Below are 21,498 nucleotides of genomic sequence, written 5' to 3'. Positions count from 1 at the left end.
AGTCTCCTAAAAATCGACGGGAAAGGCGCCTGAAACCGGCAAAATGCCGTACCTGCATTACGCGAAGCAGGCAGCAGAAAAACCCGCCGCCCACCGCAAAAGACGAAGACCCGGAAAAGGCAAGGCATAAAAAAACCCGAAGTTTTCACTTCGGGTTTTGCGGGGGAGAGCCCGGAGGCGAACAACGTCCGAGGCAGGCGATTCGGGGCTATTTCCGTGCGATACGCCGCAGGAAGCACTCGATCGTATTCTCCATCAGGCAGCAGATCGTCATCGGCCCCACGCCGCCGGGAACAGGGGTGATGACCGACGCCTTGAGCTCGATAGCAGCGAAATCGACGTCGCCGCACAGTTTGCCGGTTTCGGGATCGCGGTTGACCCCCACGTCGATCACCACGGCACCGTCACGCACCATATCCTCCGTTACGAACTTCGGGCGGCCGATCGCCACGACCAGGATGTCGGCGCGGCGCGTCACCTCGCCCAGGTTACGCGTACGGCTGTGCGCCATGGTCACGGTGGCATTGGCATCCAACAGCAATTTCGAAACGGGAAGCCCGACGATATTGCTGCGGCCGATCACCACGGCCTCCTTGCCGGCGATCTCCACGCCCGCAGCCCGCAGCATCTTGAGGATACCTTTCGGCGTACAGGGCAGCGTACAGGGCTGTTTCTGCCACAAAGCCGCCACATTGAGGGGATGGAAGCCGTCGACATCCTTCTCCTTGTCGATCGCGGCGATCACCTTGTCCGCGTCGATATGCTTGGGCAGGGGCAGCTGCACCAGGATTCCGTCGACGCCTTCGTCGGCATTCAGGTCGGCGATGATGCCGAGCAACTCGGCCTCGGAGACCGACTCCGGCTTACGGATCGTCGTATTGCGGATGCCGACCTCGGCCGAGGCCTTGGCCTTGCCCGTCACATAGGAGACGCTGCCCGGGTCTTCGCCCACGAGGATCACGACCAGATGCGGCACGCGTCCGTATTTCGGGCCGAAGGCAGCCACTTCGGCGGCCATTTCGGCCTTGAGTTTTGCTGAGAGTTCTTTTCCGCTGATAACCATACCTTAATATATAACTATTTTTCAAATGCCCAATGTCCGATGTCGGTGCGATGGAAGAGGTTGTCGCATTCGATGCGTGCGACATCCCGCAGCGCATTGGCGTGCGCCTCGGCGAGCGTGGCTCCTTTGCCCACGACGAACAGCACGCGGCCGCCCGAGGTGAGGATGCGGCTGCCGTCGGCCTTCGTCCCCATGTGGTAAAGGGCGCCTTCCACCCGGTCGAGCCCCCTGATCTCGCAGCCCTTTTCATAGTCTCCGGGATAGCCTTTCGATGCGAGCACGATGCCAAGCGTGGCGAAATCGTGCCATACGAGCTGCGTATCGCCGCCGTCGGCCACAGCACAGAAGATATCCACGATGTCACTTTTCAGGCGTGGCAGCACGACCTCGGTCTCGGGATCGCCGAAACGGGCGTTGAATTCGATGACCTTGATCCCCTGCGGGGTCTTCATCAGGCCGCCGTAAAGCACGCCTTCGAACGGGCAGCCCTCGGCGACCATCGCGTCGGCGGTCGGTTGCAACACCTTCTCGAGCGCATAGCGTTCATCCTCGGCCGTAATGAACGGCAGGGGCGAATATGCGCCCATACCGCCCGTATTGGGGCCCTTGTCGCCGTCGAATGCCCGCTTGTGATCCTGCGCCAGCACCATCGGCCATACCTTATGCCCGGAGACGAAGCACATGAACGAAAATTCAGGCCCCGTGAGGAAATCCTCGACGACGACCTTGCCCGCGCCGAATTTGTCGTCGAGCAACATGTCCTTCAGGGCGGCATCGGCCTCCTCCATCGTCTCGGCGATCACCACGCCCTTGCCCGCGGCCAGCCCGTCGTATTTCAGCACGGCAGGCAGCGGACGCGAAGCGACATAGTCCATCGCCGCGGCATAATCGGTGAAGGCCCGGTAACCGGCCGTCGGAATGGCGTATTTGGCCATCAGGTCTTTGGCGAACTCCTTGCTCGACTCGATACGCGCGGCAGCCTTCGTAGGGCCGAAAGCCCGCAGCCCGGCGGCCTTGAACGCATCGACCACACCCGCCGCCAACGCCACCTCGGGGCCGACGACCGTAAGACCGATGCCGTTCTGCGCCGCAAAATCGCGCAGCCGCTCCACCTCCGTCTCGCGGATAGCCACGCACTCGGCCTGCGCCGCAATACCCGCATTGCCGGGGGCGCAAAATATCTTCTCCACCCGGGGCGAGCGCGACAGCGCATCCACAATTGCATGTTCACGGCCACCGCCGCCAATAACCAAAACTTTCATACGAATACGAATTAACAGTTTTCACCGCCGTTATGCCGCCGGACGATGTATGCACGGCCTACCGCCGCTCACAAGTCCGGCACTCTCCCCAAGTCCCTCCCTCGGGAGAGGCTTGTCGCAGCGGCAAAAGTTTTTATTTATACCGTCCGATTTCCGATCGCCACGGAAGCGGATTTCACCTTGGCGAAGTCCGCTTCGGGCGGGGCACAGCATCCTGTTTCCCGCCCGGAGCGGGCACGGTGAGGCGAAAGGTGCCGCGATAATCGAAAATCAATGTTTGAAATGGCGCTCGCCCGTGAATACCATGGCGATGCCCTTCTCGTCGGCCTTCCGGATCGAGTCCTCGTCACGTACCGAACCGCCCGGCTGCACGATGGCCGTCACGCCGTATTCGGCAGCCAGCGTCACGCAGTCGTCGAAGGGGAAGAAGCCGTCCGAAGCCAGCACCAGCCCTTCGGTGACGCCGGCGGCATGCGCCTGCCGGAGGGCGATCTCGGCCGAGCCGATGCGGTTCATCTGCCCGGCGCCCACGCCCAGCGTACGGCCATCCCTGACGGCGACGATGGCGTTCGACTTAACGTGCTTGACGATATGCCAGCCGAAATTCAGGTCGTCCATCTGTGCCGCGGCAGGTTTTGCCTTCGTCACGCACATATCGGCCGTGACGGTTTTCGTCACCACGTCAAGCTCCTGCACCAGCAGGCCGCCATTGACGCTGACATATTGCTTGGGGTCGACGGCCCCCTGCTGCATATCGACCTCCAGCAGCCGCAGGTTTTTCTTCGTGCAGAGCACTTCGAGCGCCCCTTCGTCGAATTTCGGCGCCATGATGATCTCGAGGAAGATCGGTTTCATCAACTCGGCCGCCTCGCGCGTTACGGTGCGGTTCGTGGCGACGATACCCCCGAAGATCGACACCTTGTCGGCCTCATAAGCCTTCGTCCAGGCATCCACGACATCCTTGCCGACGGCAGCACCGCAGGGATTCATGTGTTTGAGCCCCACGCAGAACGGCTCATCGAACTCGCGGACGATACACAGCGCGGCATTGGCATCCTGGATATTGTTGTACGACAACTCCTTGCCGTTGAGCTGGCGGGCAAAAGCCAGCGAATAAGGCACCTCTTTCTCCTCACGGTAGAACTTGGCCGACTGGTGGGGGTTCTCCCCGTAGCGCAGCGACTGCACGAGGTCGAATTCGAGGAACAGCTTCTCGTTAAGCCCGGCCTGTGCACGCATATAGGCCGCGATCATCGCATCGTACTCAGCCGTATGGGTGTATGCTTTGGCCGAAAGTTTCAGGCGCGTAGCCTTTTCCGTATTGCCGCCGGCACGGATTTCACCGAGCACCTGCTCATAGTCCGCAGGGTCGCAGACCACCGTGACGTCGGCCCAGTTCTTGGCCGCAGAACGCAGCATCGAAGGGCCGCCGATGTCGATGTTCTCGATGGCGTCCTCCATCTTCACATCGGGTTTGGCAATGGTCTGGCGGAACGGGTAGAGGTTCACACAGACCATGTCGATAAATTCAATATCGTTGTCTTTCAGGGCTTTCAGGTGTTCGGGATCGTCGCGTCGCGCCAGCAGACCGCCGTGCACGTTGGGGTGCAGGGTCTTGACGCGGCCGTCGCAGATCTCGGGAAAGCCCGTCACGTCGCTGATGTTGATAACCTCGACCCCGCTGTCGGAGAGCAGTTTCATCGTGCCGCCCGTGGCGATCACCTCCCAGCCCAGGGCACGCAGGCCCTTGGCGAAATCAACGACACCCGTTTTGTCGCTGACACTGATTAATGCACGCATATCGTTATTATTCCTTTAATAATTTATTTATCGTTTCTATATAAAGCGGATATTCCACCGCATGAATCCGGGCTTCCAGCTCGGCGATGTCGTCTCCGTCGTATCCGAACGCCCGCTGGGAGATGATCTTCCCGCCGTCGAGCGTCGCATCGACATAGTGGATCGTCACACCGAAGACCTTGACGCCGTATTCCAGCGCCTGTTCGATGGCATGCGCCCCGCGGAATGCCGGCAGCAGCGAAGGATGGATGTTGACGATCCGCCCGCCGTAAGCCCCCAGCAGCACGTCGCCGACGATGCGCATGTACCCCGCCAGGCAGACCAACTCCACGCCGGCTTGGTCGAGCCGCCGCACGATCTCGCGCTCGTAGTCGGCCTTCGAGGCATACTCTTTCGGGGCGAATACGAATGCCTCGACCCCGTGCCCCGCAGCCCGCTGCACGACCCCGGCGCCGGGTTTGTCGCAGACCATCAGCACCACCCGGGCCGGGATCTCCCCCCGCTCGCAGGCCGTGGCGATGGCCTCGAAGTTCGTGCCGCTGCCGCTGGCAAAGACCGCAAGGCGTCGCACGGCCTTAGCGGATTACGACACCCTCGGTGTCCGTGACGCGTCCGATGACGGCCGCCTTCTCGCCCTGCTCCGCAAGGATGGCGATGGCTTTCCCCGCCTGCGATGCATCGAGGGCGATGACCATGCCGATGCCCATGTTGAAGATGTTGAACATCTCGCGGTGGGCCACCTTGCCGTATTTCTCGAGGAAGCGGAACACGGGCAGGATCTCCCAAGTGCCCTCCTCGATCTCGAGCCCCTGTCCTTCGTGCAGAATGCGGGGGATATTTTCGTCGAACCCTCCGCCCGTGATATGGCTGATGCCGTGTACGTCGCAGCTGCGGATCACTTCGAGCACCTGCTTCACGTAGATCTTCGTCGGGGTGAGCAGCACTTCGCCCAGCAGTTTGTTCGACAACTCGGGATAGACCTTGTGCAGATCCAGGCAGTTATCCGCAAGAATCTTACGCACGAGGCTGAAGCCGTTGGAGTGCACGCCGCTCGAGGCGATGCCCACCAGCACATCGCCGGCCCTGACCTTCGATCCGTCGATGAGCTTCGATTTCTCGACCACGCCGACCGTGAAACCGGCGATGTCGTACTCGCCCTCGGAGTACATGCCCGGCATTTCGGCCGTCTCGCCGCCGACCAGCGCACAACCCGCCTGGCGGCAGCCGTCGGCAACACCGCTCACGATGGCCTCGATCTTCTGGGGTTCGTTATGGCCTACGGCGACATAGTCGAGGAACACCAGCGGCTCGGCACCCTGCGCCAGCACGTCGTTGACGCACATGGCCACGGCGTCGACGCCGATCGTGTCGTGCTTGTCCATCTCGAACGCCAGCTTGAGCTTCGTGCCCACGCCGTCGGTACCGCTCACCAGCACCGGCTCCTTCACGTTCAGCGCCGAGAGGTCGAACATGCCTCCGAATGCACCGATATTGCCCATCACGCCCAGGCGCGAGGTCGATGCCACGTGTTTCTTGATGCGCCGCACCACTTCGTATCCGGCCTCGAGGTTCACGCCGGCCTTCTCATAACTCTGTGCCATTATAATCTTCCTTTAACAGTCCTTAACATTTTACGTCTTTGTTCACCTCATCGACCGACTGGTACAACGCCGTGGGATAGTGCCCCGTGAAGCAGGCCATGCACAAATCCTTGCGGTTTCCCGCCCTGAGCAGTGCCCCGGGCGACAGGAACGCCAGCGAATCGGCGCATATCTCCTCGCGGACACCGTCCGCATCCTTGCGCGCCGAGATCAGCTCGTCGCGGGTCGAGGTATCCACCCCGTAGAAGCAGGGGTGCGTCATCGGGGGACTGGCAATGCGCACGTGCACCTCGGTGGCCCCCGCCTCCTTGAGCATCGTGACGATGCGGCGCGAGGTCGTACCGCGCACGATCGAATCGTCGACCAGCACCACGCGCTTGCCCTTGACGATCGTCCGCACGGCCGAGAGCTTCATACGCACCCCTTTCTCGCGCAGCTCCTGCGAAGGCTGGATAAACGTACGGCCGATGTACTTGTTTTTGATAAGCCCCATTTCATACGGCAGGCCGCTCGCCTCGGCATAGCCCATCGCGGCGCTGAGGCTCGAGTCGGGAACCCCGACCACGATGTCCGCCTCGGCAGGCGCCTCGCCGAAGAGCAGGCGCCCCGATTCCTTGCGGTAGGCATGGACGTTGCACCCTTCTATGTCGCTGTCGGGACGCGCAAAGTAGATATACTCCATCGAGCACATCTCGCAACGCTTATACTGCGAGAAATCGCGGCTCCGGATGCCCTCGCTGTCGATCGTGACGATCTCGCCCGGCTCGACGTCGCGGACGAACTCCGCACCCAGCACGTCGAAGGCACAGGTTTCGCTCGACACGACATAACCGTCGCCCAGCCGGCCGATCGACAGCGGCCGCAGGCCGTATTTGTCACGGCAGGCATAGATGCGGTTGGCGGTCATGATCAGGAATGCAAAAGCCCCCTCGATCATGTTCAGTGCGTCGATGATCGAATAGATGCGCGGACGGTCGTGGTATTTGGTCTCCTTCTTGATCAGGTGCGCCAGGATCTCGCTGTCCGAGGTCGACTGGAAGAGGCTCCCCTTGTTCTCGAGATAAATTCGCAGCAACGCCGAATTGACGATATTACCGTTGTGCGCCAGCGCGAAATCGCCCGTGTTGTGGCGGAAAAGGAACGGTTGCACGTTCTCGATGCCACCACCGCCGGCGGTGGTATAGCGCACATGCCCGATGGCCATGTCGCCCTTGAGCGTCGAGAGCTTTTCCTCGTCGAACACCTCGGTGACCAGGCCGCCGCCCTTGATGCGGCGGAACGTTGCGTCCCGGTCGACGGTCACGATACCGGCACCCTCCTGTCCGCGGTGCTGCAAGGCATGCAGGCCATAATAGGTCAGCGACGCAGCGTCCTTGACTCCGAAGACGCCGAACACCCCGCACTCCTCATGCAACTCACGGTCGCTAATCTGCCCCATCACCATTACCCGACGATTTTCTGCAAACGTGCCAAAATCTCCTCGTAAGCCTCGCGCACCTTGCCCAGGTCACGACGGAAACGGTCTTTGTCGAGTTTCTCGTTGGTCGTCATGTCCCACAGGCGGCAGGTATCGGGCGACACTTCGTCGGCGAGCACGATCTCCCCGTCCGACGTGCGGCCGAACTCGATCTTGAAGTCCACGAGTTTGATGTTCATCTTGGCAAAAAGGTTGCGCAGGATCTCGTTGATACGCGAGGTCATGGCGTAGATCAGTTCGAGCTCCTCGTAGGTCACGGCACCCAATGCCACGGCGTGGTGGTCATTGATCAGCGGGTCGCCCAGCTCGTCCTTCTTGTAGCAGATGTCGTAGATGACGTTCGACGGCTGCGTACCCTCCTCGATGCCGAGGCGCTGGGCCATCGATCCGGCGATGACATTGCGCACGATCACCTCCAGCGGGATGATCGTCACCCGGCGGCACACCTGGTCGCGGTCGTTGATCGTCTCGATATAGTGGGTCTTAACACCCGCCTTCTGAAGCTCCTTGAAAATCAGGGTCGAGATGGCGTTGTTCAGCACGCCCTTGTTTTCGATCGTGGCTTTCTTGATGTTGTTGAAAGCCGTTGCCGCATCCTTGTAGTGGATGATGATCTTGTCGGGATCGTCGGTGCGGAAAACCTGTTTTGCCTTGCCTTCGTAGAGCATTTCGAGCTGTTTCATGGTGTTTGTGAGTTTAAGTTTTATGTTGTACTAATTTTTGCGGAAATAGTCGACGGCATTGCGGAACAGCGACTGCTCCTTCTCGCCTGCGATATTTTTGAAGAGGTTTTTCTCGTAACGCTCCGTATGCCCCATCTTGCCGAGGATCTGGCCGTCACGCGACACCAGGCCCTCGATGGCATACGACGAACCGTTGGGGTTGTACGGCGCCTCGGCCGTCGCACGCCCTTCGGGATCGACATACTGGAAGGCCACCTGCCCGTTGGCGAACAGCTCCCGGGCAAGTTCTTCGCTCACGACGAACTTGCCTTCGCCGTGGCTGACAGCGATCGAGTGGATGTCGCCCAGGCCAAAGCCCGCGAGCCACGGGGAGTTGAGCGTCGAGACGCGCGTCGAGACGATCTGCGAAATATGGCGGTTGATGTCGTTGCGGAACAGCGTCGGCGAATCCTTGGTCACCATGCCCAGGCGGCCGTAAGGCAGCAGGCCGGATTTGACCAGAGCCTGGAAACCGTTGCAGATGCCGAGGATCAGCCCGCCGCGGTCGAGCAACGCATGGATTTCATCGCGGATATCCTTATTGTTGAGTACGTTGACGATAAACTTGGCGCTGCCGTCGGGTTCGTCGCCCGACGAGAAGCCGCCGCTCAGTACGAAAATATGGGCGCGGCGGATATGTTCCTTCATTTCGCGGATCGAACGCAGGATGTCGTCGCCCCCGAGGTTGCACAACACGCTCATTTCGACCTCGGCCCCGGCCTTGCGGAATGCTTTGGCCGTGTCGTAGTCGCAGTTGGTGCCCGGGAACACGGGGATATAGACCAGCGGATGTTCGACGGCTTCGCCCCGATAGGCGAAAGTCCGGGGTGCGGGCTCCGAGGTCATCACCCCGGCATGGTTCTCCCCCTTGTCGGGGTAAACGGCCGCGAATTTCTCGGTATTGGCCTTGTAGAGGGCGTCGAGCGGCATTTTCACGCCGTTGACGGTCAACGCCCCTTCGGCTGCGGTCATACCCAGCAGCCCGGCCGCAGGATGGGTCAGTTCGACGGCGCTCTCGACAAGGATCGAACCATAGGCGTATCCGAAGAGTTCCGCCTCGTCCATCTCCACCTCGGCGCCGATGCGGTTGCCGAAAGCCATCTTGGCAAGACCTTCGGCGACACCTCCGAAGCCCACCGACCATGCGGCGAGGATATTGCCGCGTTCGATATTTTCGCTGACAAAGCCGAAGTTGTCCTTCAGCTGCGCCGTGTCGGGCATATGGTTCTCCCTGGGCGTATGGCGCACCAGGTAGATACGGTTGCCGGCCTTCTTGAAATCGGTCGAAATGACCGTCCCGGCATTCACCGTCGTGATGCCGAAGGCCATCAGCATGGGCGGGACGTTGATATGCTGGAACGTGCCCGACATCGAGTCCTTGCCGCCGATCGAGGGCAGGCCCAGTTCGACCTGCATCTTCAGCGCACCGAGCAGGGCACCCAGCGGCTTGCCCCACGAGCGGGGATCGCGGGTCATGCGTTCGAAATATTCCTGGTATGAGTAACGCATCCTGTCATAACGCGCGCCCGCAGCCACGACCTTGGCAGCAGCTTCGACGACGGCATACGCAGCACCGTGGTAAGGGCTCCACGAGGCCAGGTAGGGATTGTAGCCGAAGGCCATGATGCTGGCCGTGTCGGTGTAACCGTCGGTCGGGAGTTTCTGCACCGACACCTGCGTTTCGCTGCCCTGCGTGCGGCCGCCGAACGGCATCAGCACGGTGGAACGGCCGATCGTCGAATCGAACATTTCGATCAGGCCGCGCTGCGAGACGACATTGTTGTCGCGCAGGTTCTCCTCGAAGCGTTCGGCAAACGTCGCGCCCACGACCTCACGGGCAAAGGGATCGCGGTTCTCCACCTCACCGATCATGGCTTCGGCATAGTGCTTCGCCCCGGCGCTGTCGATGAATTCACGCGCGAGGTCTACGACTTTGCGCCCTTTGTTGAACATCCGCATACGGGCCGTATCCGTCACGTCGGCCACCTCGACCGCCTCGATATTCTCCTCGCGGCAGTATTCCATGAACCGGGCGACGTCTTTCGCCTCGACGACTACGGCCATGCGCTCCTGCGACTCGCTGATCGCCAGTTCCGTGGAATTCAGGCCGCTGTACTTGGTCTTCACGCGGTCGAGATAAATATCCAGCCCGTCGGCCAGCTCGCCGATGGCGACGCTGACGCCGCCGGCGCCGAAGTCGTTCGATTTCTTGATGAGCCGCGTCACCTCGGGGCGGCGGAACAGGCGTTCGAGTTTGCGCTCCTCGGGGGCATTGCCCTTCTGCACCTCGCTGCCGCAGGTTTCGAGCGACTTAGTATTGTGCTCTTTCGACGAACCCGTGGCGCCGCCGATACCGTCACGCCCCGTGCGGCCACCCAGCATGACAATCTTGTCGCCCGGGACGGGTTTTTCGCGGCGGACGTTTTCAGCCTTCACGGCACCGACCACGGCACCGACTTCGAGGCGCTTGGCCACATAGTCGTCGTGGTAAATCTCGCGCACATGGGTCGTTGCCAGCCCGATCTGATTGCCGTAACTGGAGTAGCCCGCGGCGGCCTTCTTCGAAATGACGCTCTGCGGGAGCTTGCCTTCGAGCGTATCGGACACCTTCTGGTAGATATTGCCGGCACCCGTTACACGCATGGCCTGGTAGACGTAGCTGCGCCCCGACAACGGGTCGCGGATAGCGCCGCCCAGACAGGTCGAAGCGCCGCCGAACGGCTCGATCTCGGTCGGGTGGTTATGGGTTTCGTTCTTGAATTGCAGGAGCCACTTCTCGGTCGCCCCGTCGACATCGACATCGACGTATACCGAGCAGGCGTTGTTCTCGTCGCTCACTTCCAGGTCGTCCAGCAGCCCTTTCTTGCGCAGGTAGCGGGCGCCGATGGTCGCCATGTCCATCAGGCAGATGCTCTTGTGCTCGCGCCCCAGTTCGCGGCGGATGCGCAGGTAGAGGGCCAGCGAATCCTCGATCTCGTCCTTTACGAACGATTCCTCGACCGTGATGCCCTCCAGCTCGGTGGTGAAGGTCGTATGGCGGCAATGGTCGCTCCAATAGGTGTCGAGGATGCGCAGCTCGGTCTCATAGGGATCGCGCCCCTCGGCACGGAAATATTTCACCACCTCGCGCAGGTCGTCGGCATTCATCGCCAGCCCGTACCGCTTGCAGCAGGGTTCCAGTTCGGCGTCGGTCATCTTGGTGAAGCCTTCCAGCACGGCGACGGGCTTCACCTCGGCCTGTTCCATGTCGGTCAGCACGTCCAGATTCTTCTCACGCGACTCGACCGCGTTGATATAGTAATGGCGGATGCGCGCCAGGTCTTCGTCGGAAACGGCATCGTCGAACAGCAACAGCTTCGACGAGCGGATGCGCACCTGGGCCGACGGGTCGATCAGCCGCACGCAGTCGACGGCCGACGCGGCACGTTGGTCGAACTGGCCGGGGAGGTACTCCACGGCGATGTATTTCCGTCCCGCCAGGTCGCACGAATCGGTCACGCTGTCGGTTACCACTTCGCCGAAGACGCTGTAACGGCTCTTTTCGAGCAGCTCTCGGCTGAACCCGAACAGGTCGTAGACGTTGAGCAACTGCAGACTGCGGATGTCCAGGTTCAGATTGGTGTTCAGCTCCCGGCGCAGGCTGTCGGCCTCGACCCGGAAACGGGGATGTTTCTCAACAAAAATCCGGTAGTTTTCCATGTTATTTCGTTTGCACTTATTTTACGAATCTGTCGGCCCACGCGGCACCGTATTCCCCGGCGTCCATCCCGACGAAGGTGATATGCCCCATCTTGCGCTTCGGACGGCTCTCGGTCTTGCCGTAAAGGTGGACATGGACACCCGGGCGGTTTTCGGCGGCGATTCTCTCGGCCGCTTCGAGATCCTGCCCCAGGATATTCTTCATCACGGTCGGCGCCACGAGCTGCGGCTCCTGCAACGGTTCGCCCAGCAGGAAGCGCACCAGCTCGCGGAACTGGTTGGTCGTGCACCCCTCGATGGTATAGTGCCCCGAATTGTGGGGCCGCGGCGCCATTTCGTTGAAATAGAACTCCCCGTCGCGGATGAAGAACTCGATGGCGAGGATCCCGCGGTAGCGGCAGGATTTCATGAACCGCTCGCCGGCCGCAGCCATGCGGCTGCGCAGGCCGTCGTCCATCCCCTCGGCGGGGACGAAGCACAGGTCGAGGATGCCGTCGCGGTGGACGTTCCGCCCGATGGGGAAATGGATGACGCGCTCCCCGTTCGAGACCATCACGATGCTGGCTTCGAAATCGAACGGCACGAACGCCTCCAGGATGCAGGGTACGGAGAGCATCGGCAGCGCACGCGGCACGTCGGCCTCGTCCTTCAACACCAATTGCCCGTGGCCGTCGTATCCCAGCGTACGGGTCTTGAGCACCGCCGGGAATCCGATCTCGGCCAAGGCGGCACGCAGCGACGCCTCGTCGTCCACGGCGGCGTACAGGGGCGTCCGCAGCCCGTTGGCGCGGGCATTGTCCTTCTCGCGCAGGCGATCCTGCGAATCGTAGAGCGGGCGGAAACCCTGCGGGATGTTGTATTTCTTTTCCAGCGGGATCAGCACGCTGCCCGGGACGTTTTCGAATTCGTAGGTCACCACATCGCTGCGGCGGCAAAGCTCTTCGAGCGCCGCGGCATCGTCATACGCCGCCACGATGTGCCCGTCGCTCAGCGCGAACGCGGGGGCGTCGGGCGCAGGGTCGAGGCACAGCGTGCGCGCCCCGAGCAGGTGCGCCTGCTCGACGATCATCAGCCCCAGCTGACCGCCGCCGATGATACCGATCGTTTTCGCCGTCTCTGCCATAGCCGCCTCCCCTGCCGGATTAAAGTTCTGCCGCCAGTACGTCGGCGGTCTGTTTCGCACGGAACGCTTCGAGCCGGGCAGCCAGCTCCGCATCCTGCAGTGCGAGGATCGACACGGCTATCAGCGCCGCGTTCTTCGCCCCGTTGATGGCCGTCGTCGCCACCGGAACGCCCGCAGGCATCTGCACGATCGAAAGCAGCGAATCCAGCCCGTTCAGGGCCCGCGACTTCACGGGGACGCCCACCACGGGGAGCGTGGTCATCGAGGCCACCATGCCCGGCAGGTGCGCGGCACCGCCCGCACCGGCGATAATCACCCCGATACCACGGCTTTTGGCCGTCTTGGCATATTCGCACAGCAGGTCAGGGGTACGGTGGGCGCTCACCACGCGCTTTTCGAAATCGACCCCGAATTGTCCGAGCATGGCGACGGCATCGGCCATCACCTCATAATCGCTCACCGAGCCCATAATAACACCGACCTTCATACCTTTGGTTTTAAGTTTGAAAAAAAGACAGACCGCCACGACACGTATGTCATGGCGGTCTGGTATCTATCTGCGTATTCCGCTCCCGGACACCTGCTGCCCTTGCATCTGCGTACTCCGATCCTGCTGTCGGCACGACGACGAATAGAACGCAGCGGCCTGGCCCTGCTGTTTCTTACGTTCGCGTTGGTCGATTCTGTCGGTAGATGTCATGGGGAGGTGTTCGGATTAACCTAACAATTGTCAAAACAACGCTACAAAAATAGCGCTTTTCAGCCGATTTACAAAATCCCCGGGCATATTCTATTGACAAATTATCGACATTTCGGGATTCCGGCAAAAACAAAAAATCCGCCGCAGCCGGAACCGGCCGCGGCGGATTGACATCGGTTCAACCCGTCCGTGTTATTCGCGGCTGAACGAGTAAGGGGCATCCCCGGGCTCCGTACCCCGCGTGTAATCGGGTTCGGGACGCATCGAGAAGCGGACGCCGGCACCCTTCACGAGGTCGGAATGGCGCAGGAAATTATGCGTATAGGATTTCCCGTCGAACTGCACGGCTCCGATATAACGGTTCTCGGGGCTGTTGTCCGGCGCTTCGAGCACGATCTTATTCCCGTTTTCGAGGTTCACGACGGCCTTGCGGAACAGCGGCGAACCGACGACGTATTCGTCCGAAGCCGGGCAGACGGGATAGAACCCCAGGGCGGAAAAGACATACCAGGCCGAAGTCTGGCCGTTGTCCTCGTCGCCGCAATAGCCGTCGGGGCGGGCCGAGTAGAGGCGATCCATCACCTCGCGCGCCCAGTACTGGGCTTTCCACGGGGCACCCGCATAATTATAGAGGTAGATCATGTGCTGCGCAGGCTGGTTGCCGTGGGCGTAGTTGCCCATGTCGGCCACCTGCATCTCGGTGATCTCGTGGATGCGGAATCCGTAGTAACTGTCGTCGTAGATCGGCGGCACGACGAATACCGAGTCGAGCATCTGGACGAACTGCTCCCGGCCGCCCATCAGGTTGACGAGCCCCTCGACGTCGTGGAATACCGACCACGTATAATGCCACGAGTTACCCTCGGTGAAGGCGTCGCCCCACTTGTAGGGGCTGAACGGCGCCTGGAACTTGCCGTCCCTGAGGCGGCCGCGCATCAGGCGGGTCTCGGGGTCGAAGACATTGCGGTAGTTCCGGGCACGCGCCGCCCACTTGTCCAGTTCGGCCTGGGGACGGTTCAGTTTCTTCGCCACCTGCAGAATACACCAGTCGTCGTAGGCGTATTCGAGCGTACGTGCCACGTTCTCGGGAATGTTCACGTCGTAAGGAATATATCCCAGCTCGTTGTAGTACTCGTGCCCCCAGCGTCCGGTCGACGCAACGGTCGGGTGCACGTGCTCCGTGGCGTACACCATCGCATCGTAGAGCACCCCGAGGTCTTTGTCGTTCGTGCCCTTCACCACGGCATCGGCCACGACCGAAGCGGAATTGTTGCCCACCATGCAGCCGCGGTGCCCGGGCGACGCCCATTCGGGCAGGAAACCGCTCTCACGGGCGGCGTTGGCGAGTCCCTGCTGGATTTCGGCGTTCACGGACGGGTAAACGAGGTTCAGCAGCGGGAAGAGGCTGCGGAAGGTGTCCCAGAACCCGGTGTCGGTATACATGTAGCCGGGGAGCACCTCGCCGTTGTAGGGGCTGTAATGCACGACCTCGCCCTTGTCGGTCACCTCGTAGAACTTACGCGGGAAGAGCACCGACCGGTAGAGGCACGAATAGAACGTACGGTACTGGTCGTCCGTACCGCCCTCGACCTCGATGCGTCCCAGCACATCGTCCCAGCGCGCCTGCGCCTTGGACTTCACCGTTTCGAAATCGTCGCTACCCAGTTCCCGGAGGTTCTGCAGCGCCTGTTCGGGAGAAATGAACGACGACGCCACGCTGGCGCATATCTGCTGGCCGCGGCGGGTCGCGAAATGCACCTTGGCCACGGCATGTTCGCCCGTGACGGACTTCTGCCCTTCGGGATAGAGCAGGTTGCTGCCGGGTTTGTATCCGTCCGGGGCATCGGTCAGTTCGATGGCGCTGAACGGCGTATCGAAGCGCACGACGAACCAGTTGCGGAAATTCTCCGGCACACCGCCGCTGTTGCGCGTGGTATAACCGACGATCGTACGGTCGTCGACCATCCCGACCTGCGAACCGCGGTCGAAGGCGTCGATCACTACACCCGACTCCTTCGAGTCGGGGAAGGTGAAGCGCATCATCGCGGCGCGGTCGGTCGGCGTGATCTCCACGCGGATGTCGTGGTCGGCGAGGTAAGTCTTATAGTAATAGGGTTTGGCCACTTCGGACTGGTGCGAAAACCAGCTGGCGCGCGACTCCTCGTCGAATTTATCCTCCCCGCGCACGGGCATGAGCGAGAACTGGCCGTAATCGTTGATCCACGGCGAAGGCTGGTGGGTCTGCTTGAACCCCCGCACCTGGTGCGCCCCGTAGGCATATGCCCAGCCATCGCCCATCTTGCCGGTCTGGGGCGTCCAGAAATTCATGCCCCACGGCAAGGCGATGGCCGGATAGGTATTGCCCGTCGAGAGCGAAAAATCCGACTGCGTACCGACCAGCGCCGAAACGTACTCCGAAGGACGGAGGCGCTGCTCCCCGGCCGAAGGACATGTGCACGAAGCGAGTGCGGCGGCGCAGAGGGCGGCAAATGCGATATATCCTTTTTTCATGGCCTTCCGATGTTTAGAGTTCATACCACACTGCGGGTTCGGCACCCATCTCGAATTCGAGCACACCGCCCGCGGCGATGTCGTCGAAGGCAATATAGGGTTTCGTATACGGCTTGCCGTTGAGCTTCACCGCCTGGATGTATTTGTTCGCGGCGGAATTGTTATGCGCCGTGACGGTCAGCACGCCGTCGCGGACACGCACTTCAGCCTTGTCGAAGAGCGGCGAGCCGAAGAAATAGCGGCCCCCGGCGGGTTCGACCTGGTAGAAACCCAGCGACGAGAGGACGTACCATGCCGACATCTGCCCCACGTCCTCGTTGCCCGAAAGCCCGTCGGGCCGGTCGTGGTAGAGCGTCGTCAGTATCTCGCGCACCTTGTCGGCGGTCTTCCACGGCTGACCGATCATCGTGTAGAGGTAGACGACGTGGTGGCTGGGTTCGTTGCCGTGGGCGTACTGACCGATCAGGCCCGAGATGTCGGGCGAGGCGGCTCCCTCGAGCACGGAGCTGACGACGAAGAGCGAGTCGAGTTTCCCGGTGAAGGCTTCCTTGCCGCCGAAACAGCCGATCAGCCCCTCGACGTCGTGCGGCACGAGCCAGGTGTACTGCCATGCGTTGCCCTCGCAGTAGTCGTCCTCGCGGTGGGTCGAGGCGAAGGGATTGAACGGCGTGCGGAACCGGCCTTTCGAATCGAGGCCGCGCATGAAGCGGGTCTGCGGATCGAAGAAATGGCGGTAGGATTTGCTTCGTTCGAGGAAATGGTCGTAATCCGCAGTCTTGCCCAGCTCTTTGGCGACCTGTGCCACGGCCCAGTCGGCGAGGGCGTACTCCATGTCGTAAGCCACCGCCTCGTTGAAGAGGTCGCAGGGGATATAGCCGTATTTCATGCGCAGATCCATACCCCGCTCGCCGAGCATCGCCGACTGCTTGAGCGCCTCGTAGGCCTGCTCCCTGTCGAAGCCGCCGTAGCCTTTGAGCACGGCATCGGCCAGAGCCGGGATACCGGGATTGCCGACCATGCAGTCGGTTTCGTTACCCATCAGGTGCCATACGGGCAGCTTGCCCTGCTGCCGGTAGATATGGAGCATCGTATTGGCGATGTCGGGCATCTTCTCGGGGTGGAGGATCGTCATCAGCGGCTGGGCGGCGCGGTAGGTGTCCCACAGCGAGAAGGTCGTATAGTTCACGAACGGTGCGGCGCGGTATGTTTTGCCGTCGGAACCGCGGTAGTCGCCGTTCACGTCGCAGAATTCGGACGGGGCGACCATCGTGTGGTAAAGCGCCGTATAGAAAATGCGGCGTGCGGCGTCGTCCGAAGTCTCGATGCGCACCTTCTGCAACTCGGCGTTCCACGCCCGGTCGGCGGCTGCGGCCGTCGCTTCGAAGTCCCAGCCGGGAAGCTCGGCCTGCATGTTCAGGCGTGCATTCTCGATGCTCACGGGCGAAATGGCGACCTTGACATAGATCGTCTCTCCGGCCGAAGTGTCGAAACCGACCCGGCCGTAAAGGCGCTCCGCCCTGAAGCTGTCGCCTTCGCGCAGGCCGCCGCCCTCGCCGCCCTCGTAAATGGCCAGCGACTTGAAGGGTTTGGAGAATTCGGCCGTGAAATAGACCCGCTGGTCTTTCGCCCAGCCCGTCGAGTAGCGGTAGCCGCTGATCGTATGGTCGTCGGCACGCTCGATGAAGGTTTCGGTCGGGGCATCCCAGCAACCGCCGTTCTCGAGGTCGAAGACCACGGCGGCATCGACCGATGCCGGGAAGGTATATTTGTGCAGGCCGACGCGCTTGGTGGCGGTCAGCTCCACGTCGATGCCGTAGCGGTCGAGCCGCGTGGCGTAATAGCCCGGGCGGGCCTTTTCATTGGCGTGGCTGAAATACGACCACATGCCCGACTGCGGGTCGTCCTCCGTGCCGCGGGCATAGGTCACCTGCCCCACGACGGGCATCACCGTGACATCGAACAGGTCGCCGATACCGGTGCCGTTCAGGTGGGTGTGGCTGAAACCGATGACCGTCGTGTCGGAAATGTGGTAGCCCGACGTCCAGTCCCACGACTGCGGGATGCTCGTGGGGCCGAGCTGTACGGCGCCGTACGGGACGTTGGCGCCCATGAATACATGGCCGTGGCCGCCCGTGCCGATACGCATGTCGACATACTGCGTCAGCGAATCCGTACGGGGTGCCTGCGAGCAGGCCGCCAAAAGCAGGCCTGCGCCGAGAGCTGAGAGAGATTTTAAATTCATAGGGACATATGTTGTTTTTATTTGCGTTCGGGTTGCAATCCGAAAACCAGCCGACCGCCGCCCACCAGTTCGCCATGCGAAATGCGGTATTTCTTCAGCGGTCTGCCGCCGAGGGTCATCGAGCCGATGTAGACGTCGCCGGCTCCGGAGCGTTCCGTTTCTATAACGAGCTCCCCGGCCGGATAGTATTTCGGGTCGAGCGTAACGGTCACCTTGTCGAAAACAGGCGATGTAAGCGTATAGTAAGGCTCCCCCGGGCAGTCCGGGTAGAGGCCCATCATCGAGAAGACCGCCCACGCCGACATGGTGCCCGTGTCGTCGTTGCCGGGGATGCCGTCGGGGGCTGTCGTAAAGTACCTGTCCAGCAAACGCCGCACCTCGCGCTGCGTACGCCACTCCTCGCCCCGGAAATAGCTGAACAGGTAAGGATAGGCGATGTCGGGTTCGTTCGCCGGGTCGTACAGCCCCTGGTCGAAGACCATCTGCAGCTTGTCGATGAATCGGCGCCTGCCGCCCATCAGCCGGGCCAGTCCGGCCACGTCGTGCGGGACGTAGAACGTATAGTTCCAGGCCGAACCTTCGTGGAAGCCGGGGACGGGTTCGAAATTCTCGCCCTGGCGCGGGTCGAAGGGCGTGAGGAACTTACCCTCCTTGGTAATCGGACGGAACGTGCCCGACTCGGTGCTGTAATAGTTCTTATAGCCGAGCGAGCGGGCGCGGAACAGCGCCGCGTCGTCTTTTTTGCCGAGCGAGTCGGCCAGCAGCGACAGCGCGTGGTCGGCGATATAGTATTCCAGGGCGTGCGACACGGAGTTGTCACCCGAAAGGTCGCGGGCGTAGAAGCCCAGCGGCACATAGCCTTTTTCGATGTAGGGGTCGATGTCGGGGCGCATCCTGTTCCGCGCGCCCGGCGTCGTGGCCGACTTGCGCATCGCCTCGTAGGCGGCGTCCATATCGAAATCGCGCAGCCCCTTCATCCAGGTATCGACGATCACGGGGATCGACGGGTCGCCCTCCATGGTGAAGGTTTCACGGCCGTAAAGTTCCCACTTGGGGAGCCAGCCCCACTCCCGGTACATGCCGACCATCGAGCGCACCATCTCCAGTTGGCGTTCGGGGTAGACCAGCGTCAGCAGCTGGTGCAGGTTGCGGTAAGTATCCCACAGCGAGAAGACCGTATAGCGGTTGCCCTCGGCCGTGCGGATCTCGGCGCTCTCCATCGCGGGGTATTCGCCGTTGACGTCGCTCAGCACGTTGGGGTGGATCAGCGCATGGTAAAGCCCCGTATAGAAGACCTTCTTCTGCGCTTCGGTACCGCCCTCGACGCGGATGCGCCCCAAGTCGTCGTTCCACGTGCGGCGTGCGGCCGCGCGAATGTCGTCGAACGAGCGCCCCTGCTGCTCGGCTTCGAGGTTCAGGCGGGCGTTCTCGGCCGACACGAACGAAACGCCCATGCGCACCTCGACCTGCTCGCCCGGCTGCATGTCGTAGGAGAACCACACGCCGACGTCGTCGCCGGCAATGTCCTTGCCGTATTGCGTATAGAGCTTGTAGTTGCCGGCATCCTTGTCCCATTCGGCTTCGACGCCCTGTTTCGGGGGTTGCTTCTTCCAGAAGCCGGTAGCCGCGGGGCGTTTCGAGACGCGCATCACGAAATAGACCGGGAACACCGCCTGCGGGTTGTAGCAGAACGTGCCCAGCAGTTTCATGCCCTCGACCTCGGTGTCGTTCACGCGGCGCACCCAGGCTCCCGACTCGTTGGTAAGCCCTTCGCCCAGGTTTAACAGAATATGTCCCGTACCCTCCGGAAAGGTATAGCGCTCGGCCGACGTGCGCGGCGTGGCCGTCACCTCGGTGCGGATGCCGTACTTGGTCAGCAGGTTCGAATAGTAGCCCGGCGAGGCCGTCTGGCTGGTATATGCGCTGCCGTAGTTGCGGTAATCGACGTCCAGCGCACCCGCCGTCGGCATTACCAGCAGCGAGCCCAGCTCGGGGCATCCTACGCCGCTCAGGGTGACGTGTGCAAAGCCCGTGAAGAACTTGTTGCGGTACTCATAGGGCGCCGACCACCACCGGGCGTCCTTATCGTAGAGGTTCTCGTCAGAGCCCATCACGTTGAACGGAACCACCGACATCATCCCGTTGGGGCATACGGCGCCGGGGTTGGTCGTCCCGAAATTGGTCGTCCCGATGAACGGGTCGACCCAATCGGCAGGCTCCTGCGCACGCAGCGGCGCGCAGAGGATGACTGCGGCGAGCGCCGCAACGGGAAGCGTTCGTCGCAGCGGCATCAGCGTATATTGTTTTTGCGGGTGAAGTCGATGATCTCCGGGATATAACCGAAAGCAAGCCCCGTAACCGTGTCCGCACACCCGTAGTAGACCGCAACGCGCCCCGTCGCGGGGTCGTGCAGCGCAGCGCAGGGGAACGTCACGTTCGGAACGTCGCCCGTGCACTCGTACGTCTCACGCGGGGAGATCAGGTACGGGCCGCTGCGGGCAATGACTTTCCACGGCTCGTCCAGGTCGAGCAATGCCGAGCCGAACGCATAGACGTAGCCGTTGCACGAACGGAGCACCCCGTGGTAGAACAACAGCCACCCTTCGCTGGTCTCGATGGGCACGGGCCCCGCGCCGATCTTCATGCACTGCCAGGCCGAAACCTCGAACGCCGCGGGCGACATCACGTGGCGGTGGCGTCCCCAGAACTCCATGTCGGGCGACTCGGAATAGAAAATGTCGCCGAACGCCGTATGCCCGTTGTCGCTCGGACGCGAAAGCATCGCGAATTTCCCGCCGATCTTGCGGGGAAACAGCACACCGTTGCGGTTGAACGGGATGAAGGCGTTTTCCAGCTGGTGGAACGTCTCGAAATCCTCCGTCCACGCCACGCCGATCGTCGGGCCGTGGTAACCGTTGCACCACGTCACGTAGTATTTGTCCCCGATCTTGGCCACACGCGGGTCGTAACCGTAGACCCATTGGCCGATTTCGGCGTCGCCGCCCACCAGTTTGAAGTCCTCCTCGCGGATGTCCCAGTCGATGCCGTCCACCGAGAAGCCCGCGTGGATGCGCATGCGACGGTTGGTGTCGTCGCAGCGGAACACGCCCGCATAATTATACTTGCCCTTCTTGAACGGAACGACCGCCGAATTGAAAATGCTGTTCGAGGTCGAAAGCGCGTCGCGCCCGATGATCGGGTTGGCCGAATAACGCCACATAACCTCCTTGGAGCCGGCGGGACGCTCTTCCCACGGCATATCCGGCAGCGCCGGGCCTACGATTTTCAGATTGTTCAT

14 protein-coding genes are annotated in these 21,498 nt (G+C 61.7%); all 14 read right to left on the bottom strand.

All coding sequences use genetic code 11. The annotated features are described in order from the left end of the window. Window positions 1-208: 208 nt before the first annotated feature. Window positions 209-1,063 carry a bifunctional methylenetetrahydrofolate dehydrogenase/methenyltetrahydrofolate cyclohydrolase FolD gene (gene folD / locus B3C38_RS04975; RefSeq protein WP_286725929.1) on the bottom strand — a complete coding sequence of 285 codons (855 nt, stop codon included), beginning with the start codon at window positions 1,061-1,063 and terminating at the stop codon, window positions 209-211. 14 nt (window positions 1,064-1,077) lie between these two features. Then, on the bottom strand, window positions 1,078-2,325 hold the full coding sequence (gene purD, locus B3C38_RS04970; protein WP_117508184.1) for a phosphoribosylamine--glycine ligase: 1,248 nt from the start codon (window positions 2,323-2,325) through the stop codon (window positions 1,078-1,080). A 270-nt stretch (window positions 2,326-2,595) separates the two neighbouring features. Beyond that, window positions 2,596-4,125 (bottom strand): bifunctional phosphoribosylaminoimidazolecarboxamide formyltransferase/IMP cyclohydrolase, encoded by a 1,530-nt coding sequence (purH, locus tag B3C38_RS04965; protein WP_278809204.1) that lies wholly within the window; start codon window positions 4,123-4,125, stop codon window positions 2,596-2,598. Between the two features lie 7 nt (window positions 4,126-4,132). Beyond that, window positions 4,133-4,696, bottom strand: a complete 564-nt coding sequence (gene purN, locus B3C38_RS04960; protein ID WP_055202500.1) for a phosphoribosylglycinamide formyltransferase — start codon at window positions 4,694-4,696, stop codon at window positions 4,133-4,135. A gap of 4 nt (window positions 4,697-4,700) precedes the next feature. Next, the gene (purM, locus tag B3C38_RS04955) at window positions 4,701-5,726 is read right to left on the bottom strand and encodes a phosphoribosylformylglycinamidine cyclo-ligase (protein ID WP_117508178.1); all 1,026 of its coding nucleotides are present in this window, start codon (window positions 5,724-5,726) and stop codon (window positions 4,701-4,703) included. Window positions 5,727-5,748: 22 nt separating this feature from the next. Beyond that, complete coding sequence (purF, locus tag B3C38_RS04950; protein WP_349677382.1) at window positions 5,749-7,170, bottom strand: amidophosphoribosyltransferase; 1,422 nt, start codon at window positions 7,168-7,170, stop codon at window positions 5,749-5,751. Further along, entirely contained in the window at window positions 7,170-7,886 is a 717-nt protein-coding gene (gene purC, locus B3C38_RS04945) for a phosphoribosylaminoimidazolesuccinocarboxamide synthase (protein ID WP_018695106.1), read from the bottom strand. The genes purF and purC overlap by 1 nt, the downstream gene beginning before the upstream one ends. A gap of 30 nt (window positions 7,887-7,916) precedes the next feature. Further along, window positions 7,917-11,624 (bottom strand): phosphoribosylformylglycinamidine synthase, encoded by a 3,708-nt coding sequence (locus tag B3C38_RS04940; RefSeq protein WP_286725916.1) that lies wholly within the window; start codon window positions 11,622-11,624, stop codon window positions 7,917-7,919. Window positions 11,625-11,640: 16 nt separating this feature from the next. After that, window positions 11,641-12,747, bottom strand: coding sequence for a 5-(carboxyamino)imidazole ribonucleotide synthase (purK, locus tag B3C38_RS04935; protein ID WP_256166233.1), 1,107 nt, complete (start codon window positions 12,745-12,747; stop codon window positions 11,641-11,643). Window positions 12,748-12,766: 19 nt separating this feature from the next. After that, window positions 12,767-13,234: a 5-(carboxyamino)imidazole ribonucleotide mutase gene (purE, locus tag B3C38_RS04930; protein ID WP_018695103.1), complete on the bottom strand. Its 468-nt coding sequence runs from the start codon at window positions 13,232-13,234 to the stop codon at window positions 12,767-12,769. Window positions 13,235-13,639: 405 nt separating this feature from the next. After that, complete coding sequence (locus B3C38_RS04925) at window positions 13,640-15,958, bottom strand: GH92 family glycosyl hydrolase (RefSeq protein WP_286725914.1); 2,319 nt, start codon at window positions 15,956-15,958, stop codon at window positions 13,640-13,642. A gap of 13 nt (window positions 15,959-15,971) precedes the next feature. Then, a complete protein-coding gene (locus tag B3C38_RS04920) occupies window positions 15,972-18,200 on the bottom strand; it encodes a GH92 family glycosyl hydrolase (protein WP_286725912.1) in 2,229 nt (742 codons plus the stop codon). 17 nt (window positions 18,201-18,217) lie between these two features. Next, window positions 18,218-20,491, bottom strand: coding sequence for a GH92 family glycosyl hydrolase (locus B3C38_RS04915; protein WP_286725910.1), 2,274 nt, complete (start codon window positions 20,489-20,491; stop codon window positions 18,218-18,220). Beyond that, a complete protein-coding gene (locus tag B3C38_RS04910) occupies window positions 20,491-21,498 on the bottom strand; it encodes a glycoside hydrolase family 130 protein (protein ID WP_195664873.1) in 1,008 nt (335 codons plus the stop codon). The genes B3C38_RS04915 and B3C38_RS04910 overlap by 1 nt, the downstream gene beginning before the upstream one ends.

Origin of the sequence: Alistipes sp. UBA1686 (assembly GCF_002320215.1) — a bacterium.
GTDB classification, from domain to species: Bacteria; Bacteroidota; Bacteroidia; order Bacteroidales; family Rikenellaceae; genus Alistipes; species Alistipes onderdonkii.
This window is presented reverse-complemented; position numbering and strand designations above follow the sequence as displayed.

Bases quoted from the DNA above. Each gene is read 5' to 3' on its own strand.
- folD (WP_286725929.1), bottom strand. From the start codon at position 1,063: ATGGTTATCAGCGGAAAAGAACTCTCAGCAAAACTCAAGGCCGAAATG.
- purD (WP_117508184.1), bottom strand. From the start codon at position 2,325: ATGAAAGTTTTGGTTATTGGCGGCGGTGGCCGTGAACATGCAATTGTG.
- purH (WP_278809204.1), bottom strand. From the start codon at position 4,125: ATGCGTGCATTAATCAGTGTCAGCGACAAAACGGGTGTCGTTGATTTC.
- purM (WP_117508178.1), bottom strand. From the start codon at position 5,726: ATGGCACAGAGTTATGAGAAGGCCGGCGTGAACCTCGAGGCCGGATAC.
- purF (WP_349677382.1), bottom strand. From the start codon at position 7,170: ATGGTGATGGGGCAGATTAGCGACCGTGAGTTGCATGAGGAGTGCGGG.
- purC (WP_018695106.1), bottom strand. From the start codon at position 7,886: ATGAAACAGCTCGAAATGCTCTACGAAGGCAAGGCAAAACAGGTTTTC.
- B3C38_RS04940 (WP_286725916.1), bottom strand. From the start codon at position 11,624: ATGGAAAACTACCGGATTTTTGTTGAGAAACATCCCCGTTTCCGGGTC.
- purK (WP_256166233.1), bottom strand. From the start codon at position 12,747: ATGGCAGAGACGGCGAAAACGATCGGTATCATCGGCGGCGGTCAGCTG.
- purE (WP_018695103.1), bottom strand. From the start codon at position 13,234: ATGAAGGTCGGTGTTATTATGGGCTCGGTGAGCGATTATGAGGTGATG.
- B3C38_RS04925 (WP_286725914.1), bottom strand. From the start codon at position 15,958: ATGAAAAAAGGATATATCGCATTTGCCGCCCTCTGCGCCGCCGCACTC.
- B3C38_RS04920 (WP_286725912.1), bottom strand. From the start codon at position 18,200: ATGAATTTAAAATCTCTCTCAGCTCTCGGCGCAGGCCTGCTTTTGGCG.
- B3C38_RS04915 (WP_286725910.1), bottom strand. From the start codon at position 20,491: ATGCCGCTGCGACGAACGCTTCCCGTTGCGGCGCTCGCCGCAGTCATC.
- B3C38_RS04910 (WP_195664873.1), bottom strand. From the start codon at position 21,498: ATGAACAATCTGAAAATCGTAGGCCCGGCGCTGCCGGATATGCCGTGG.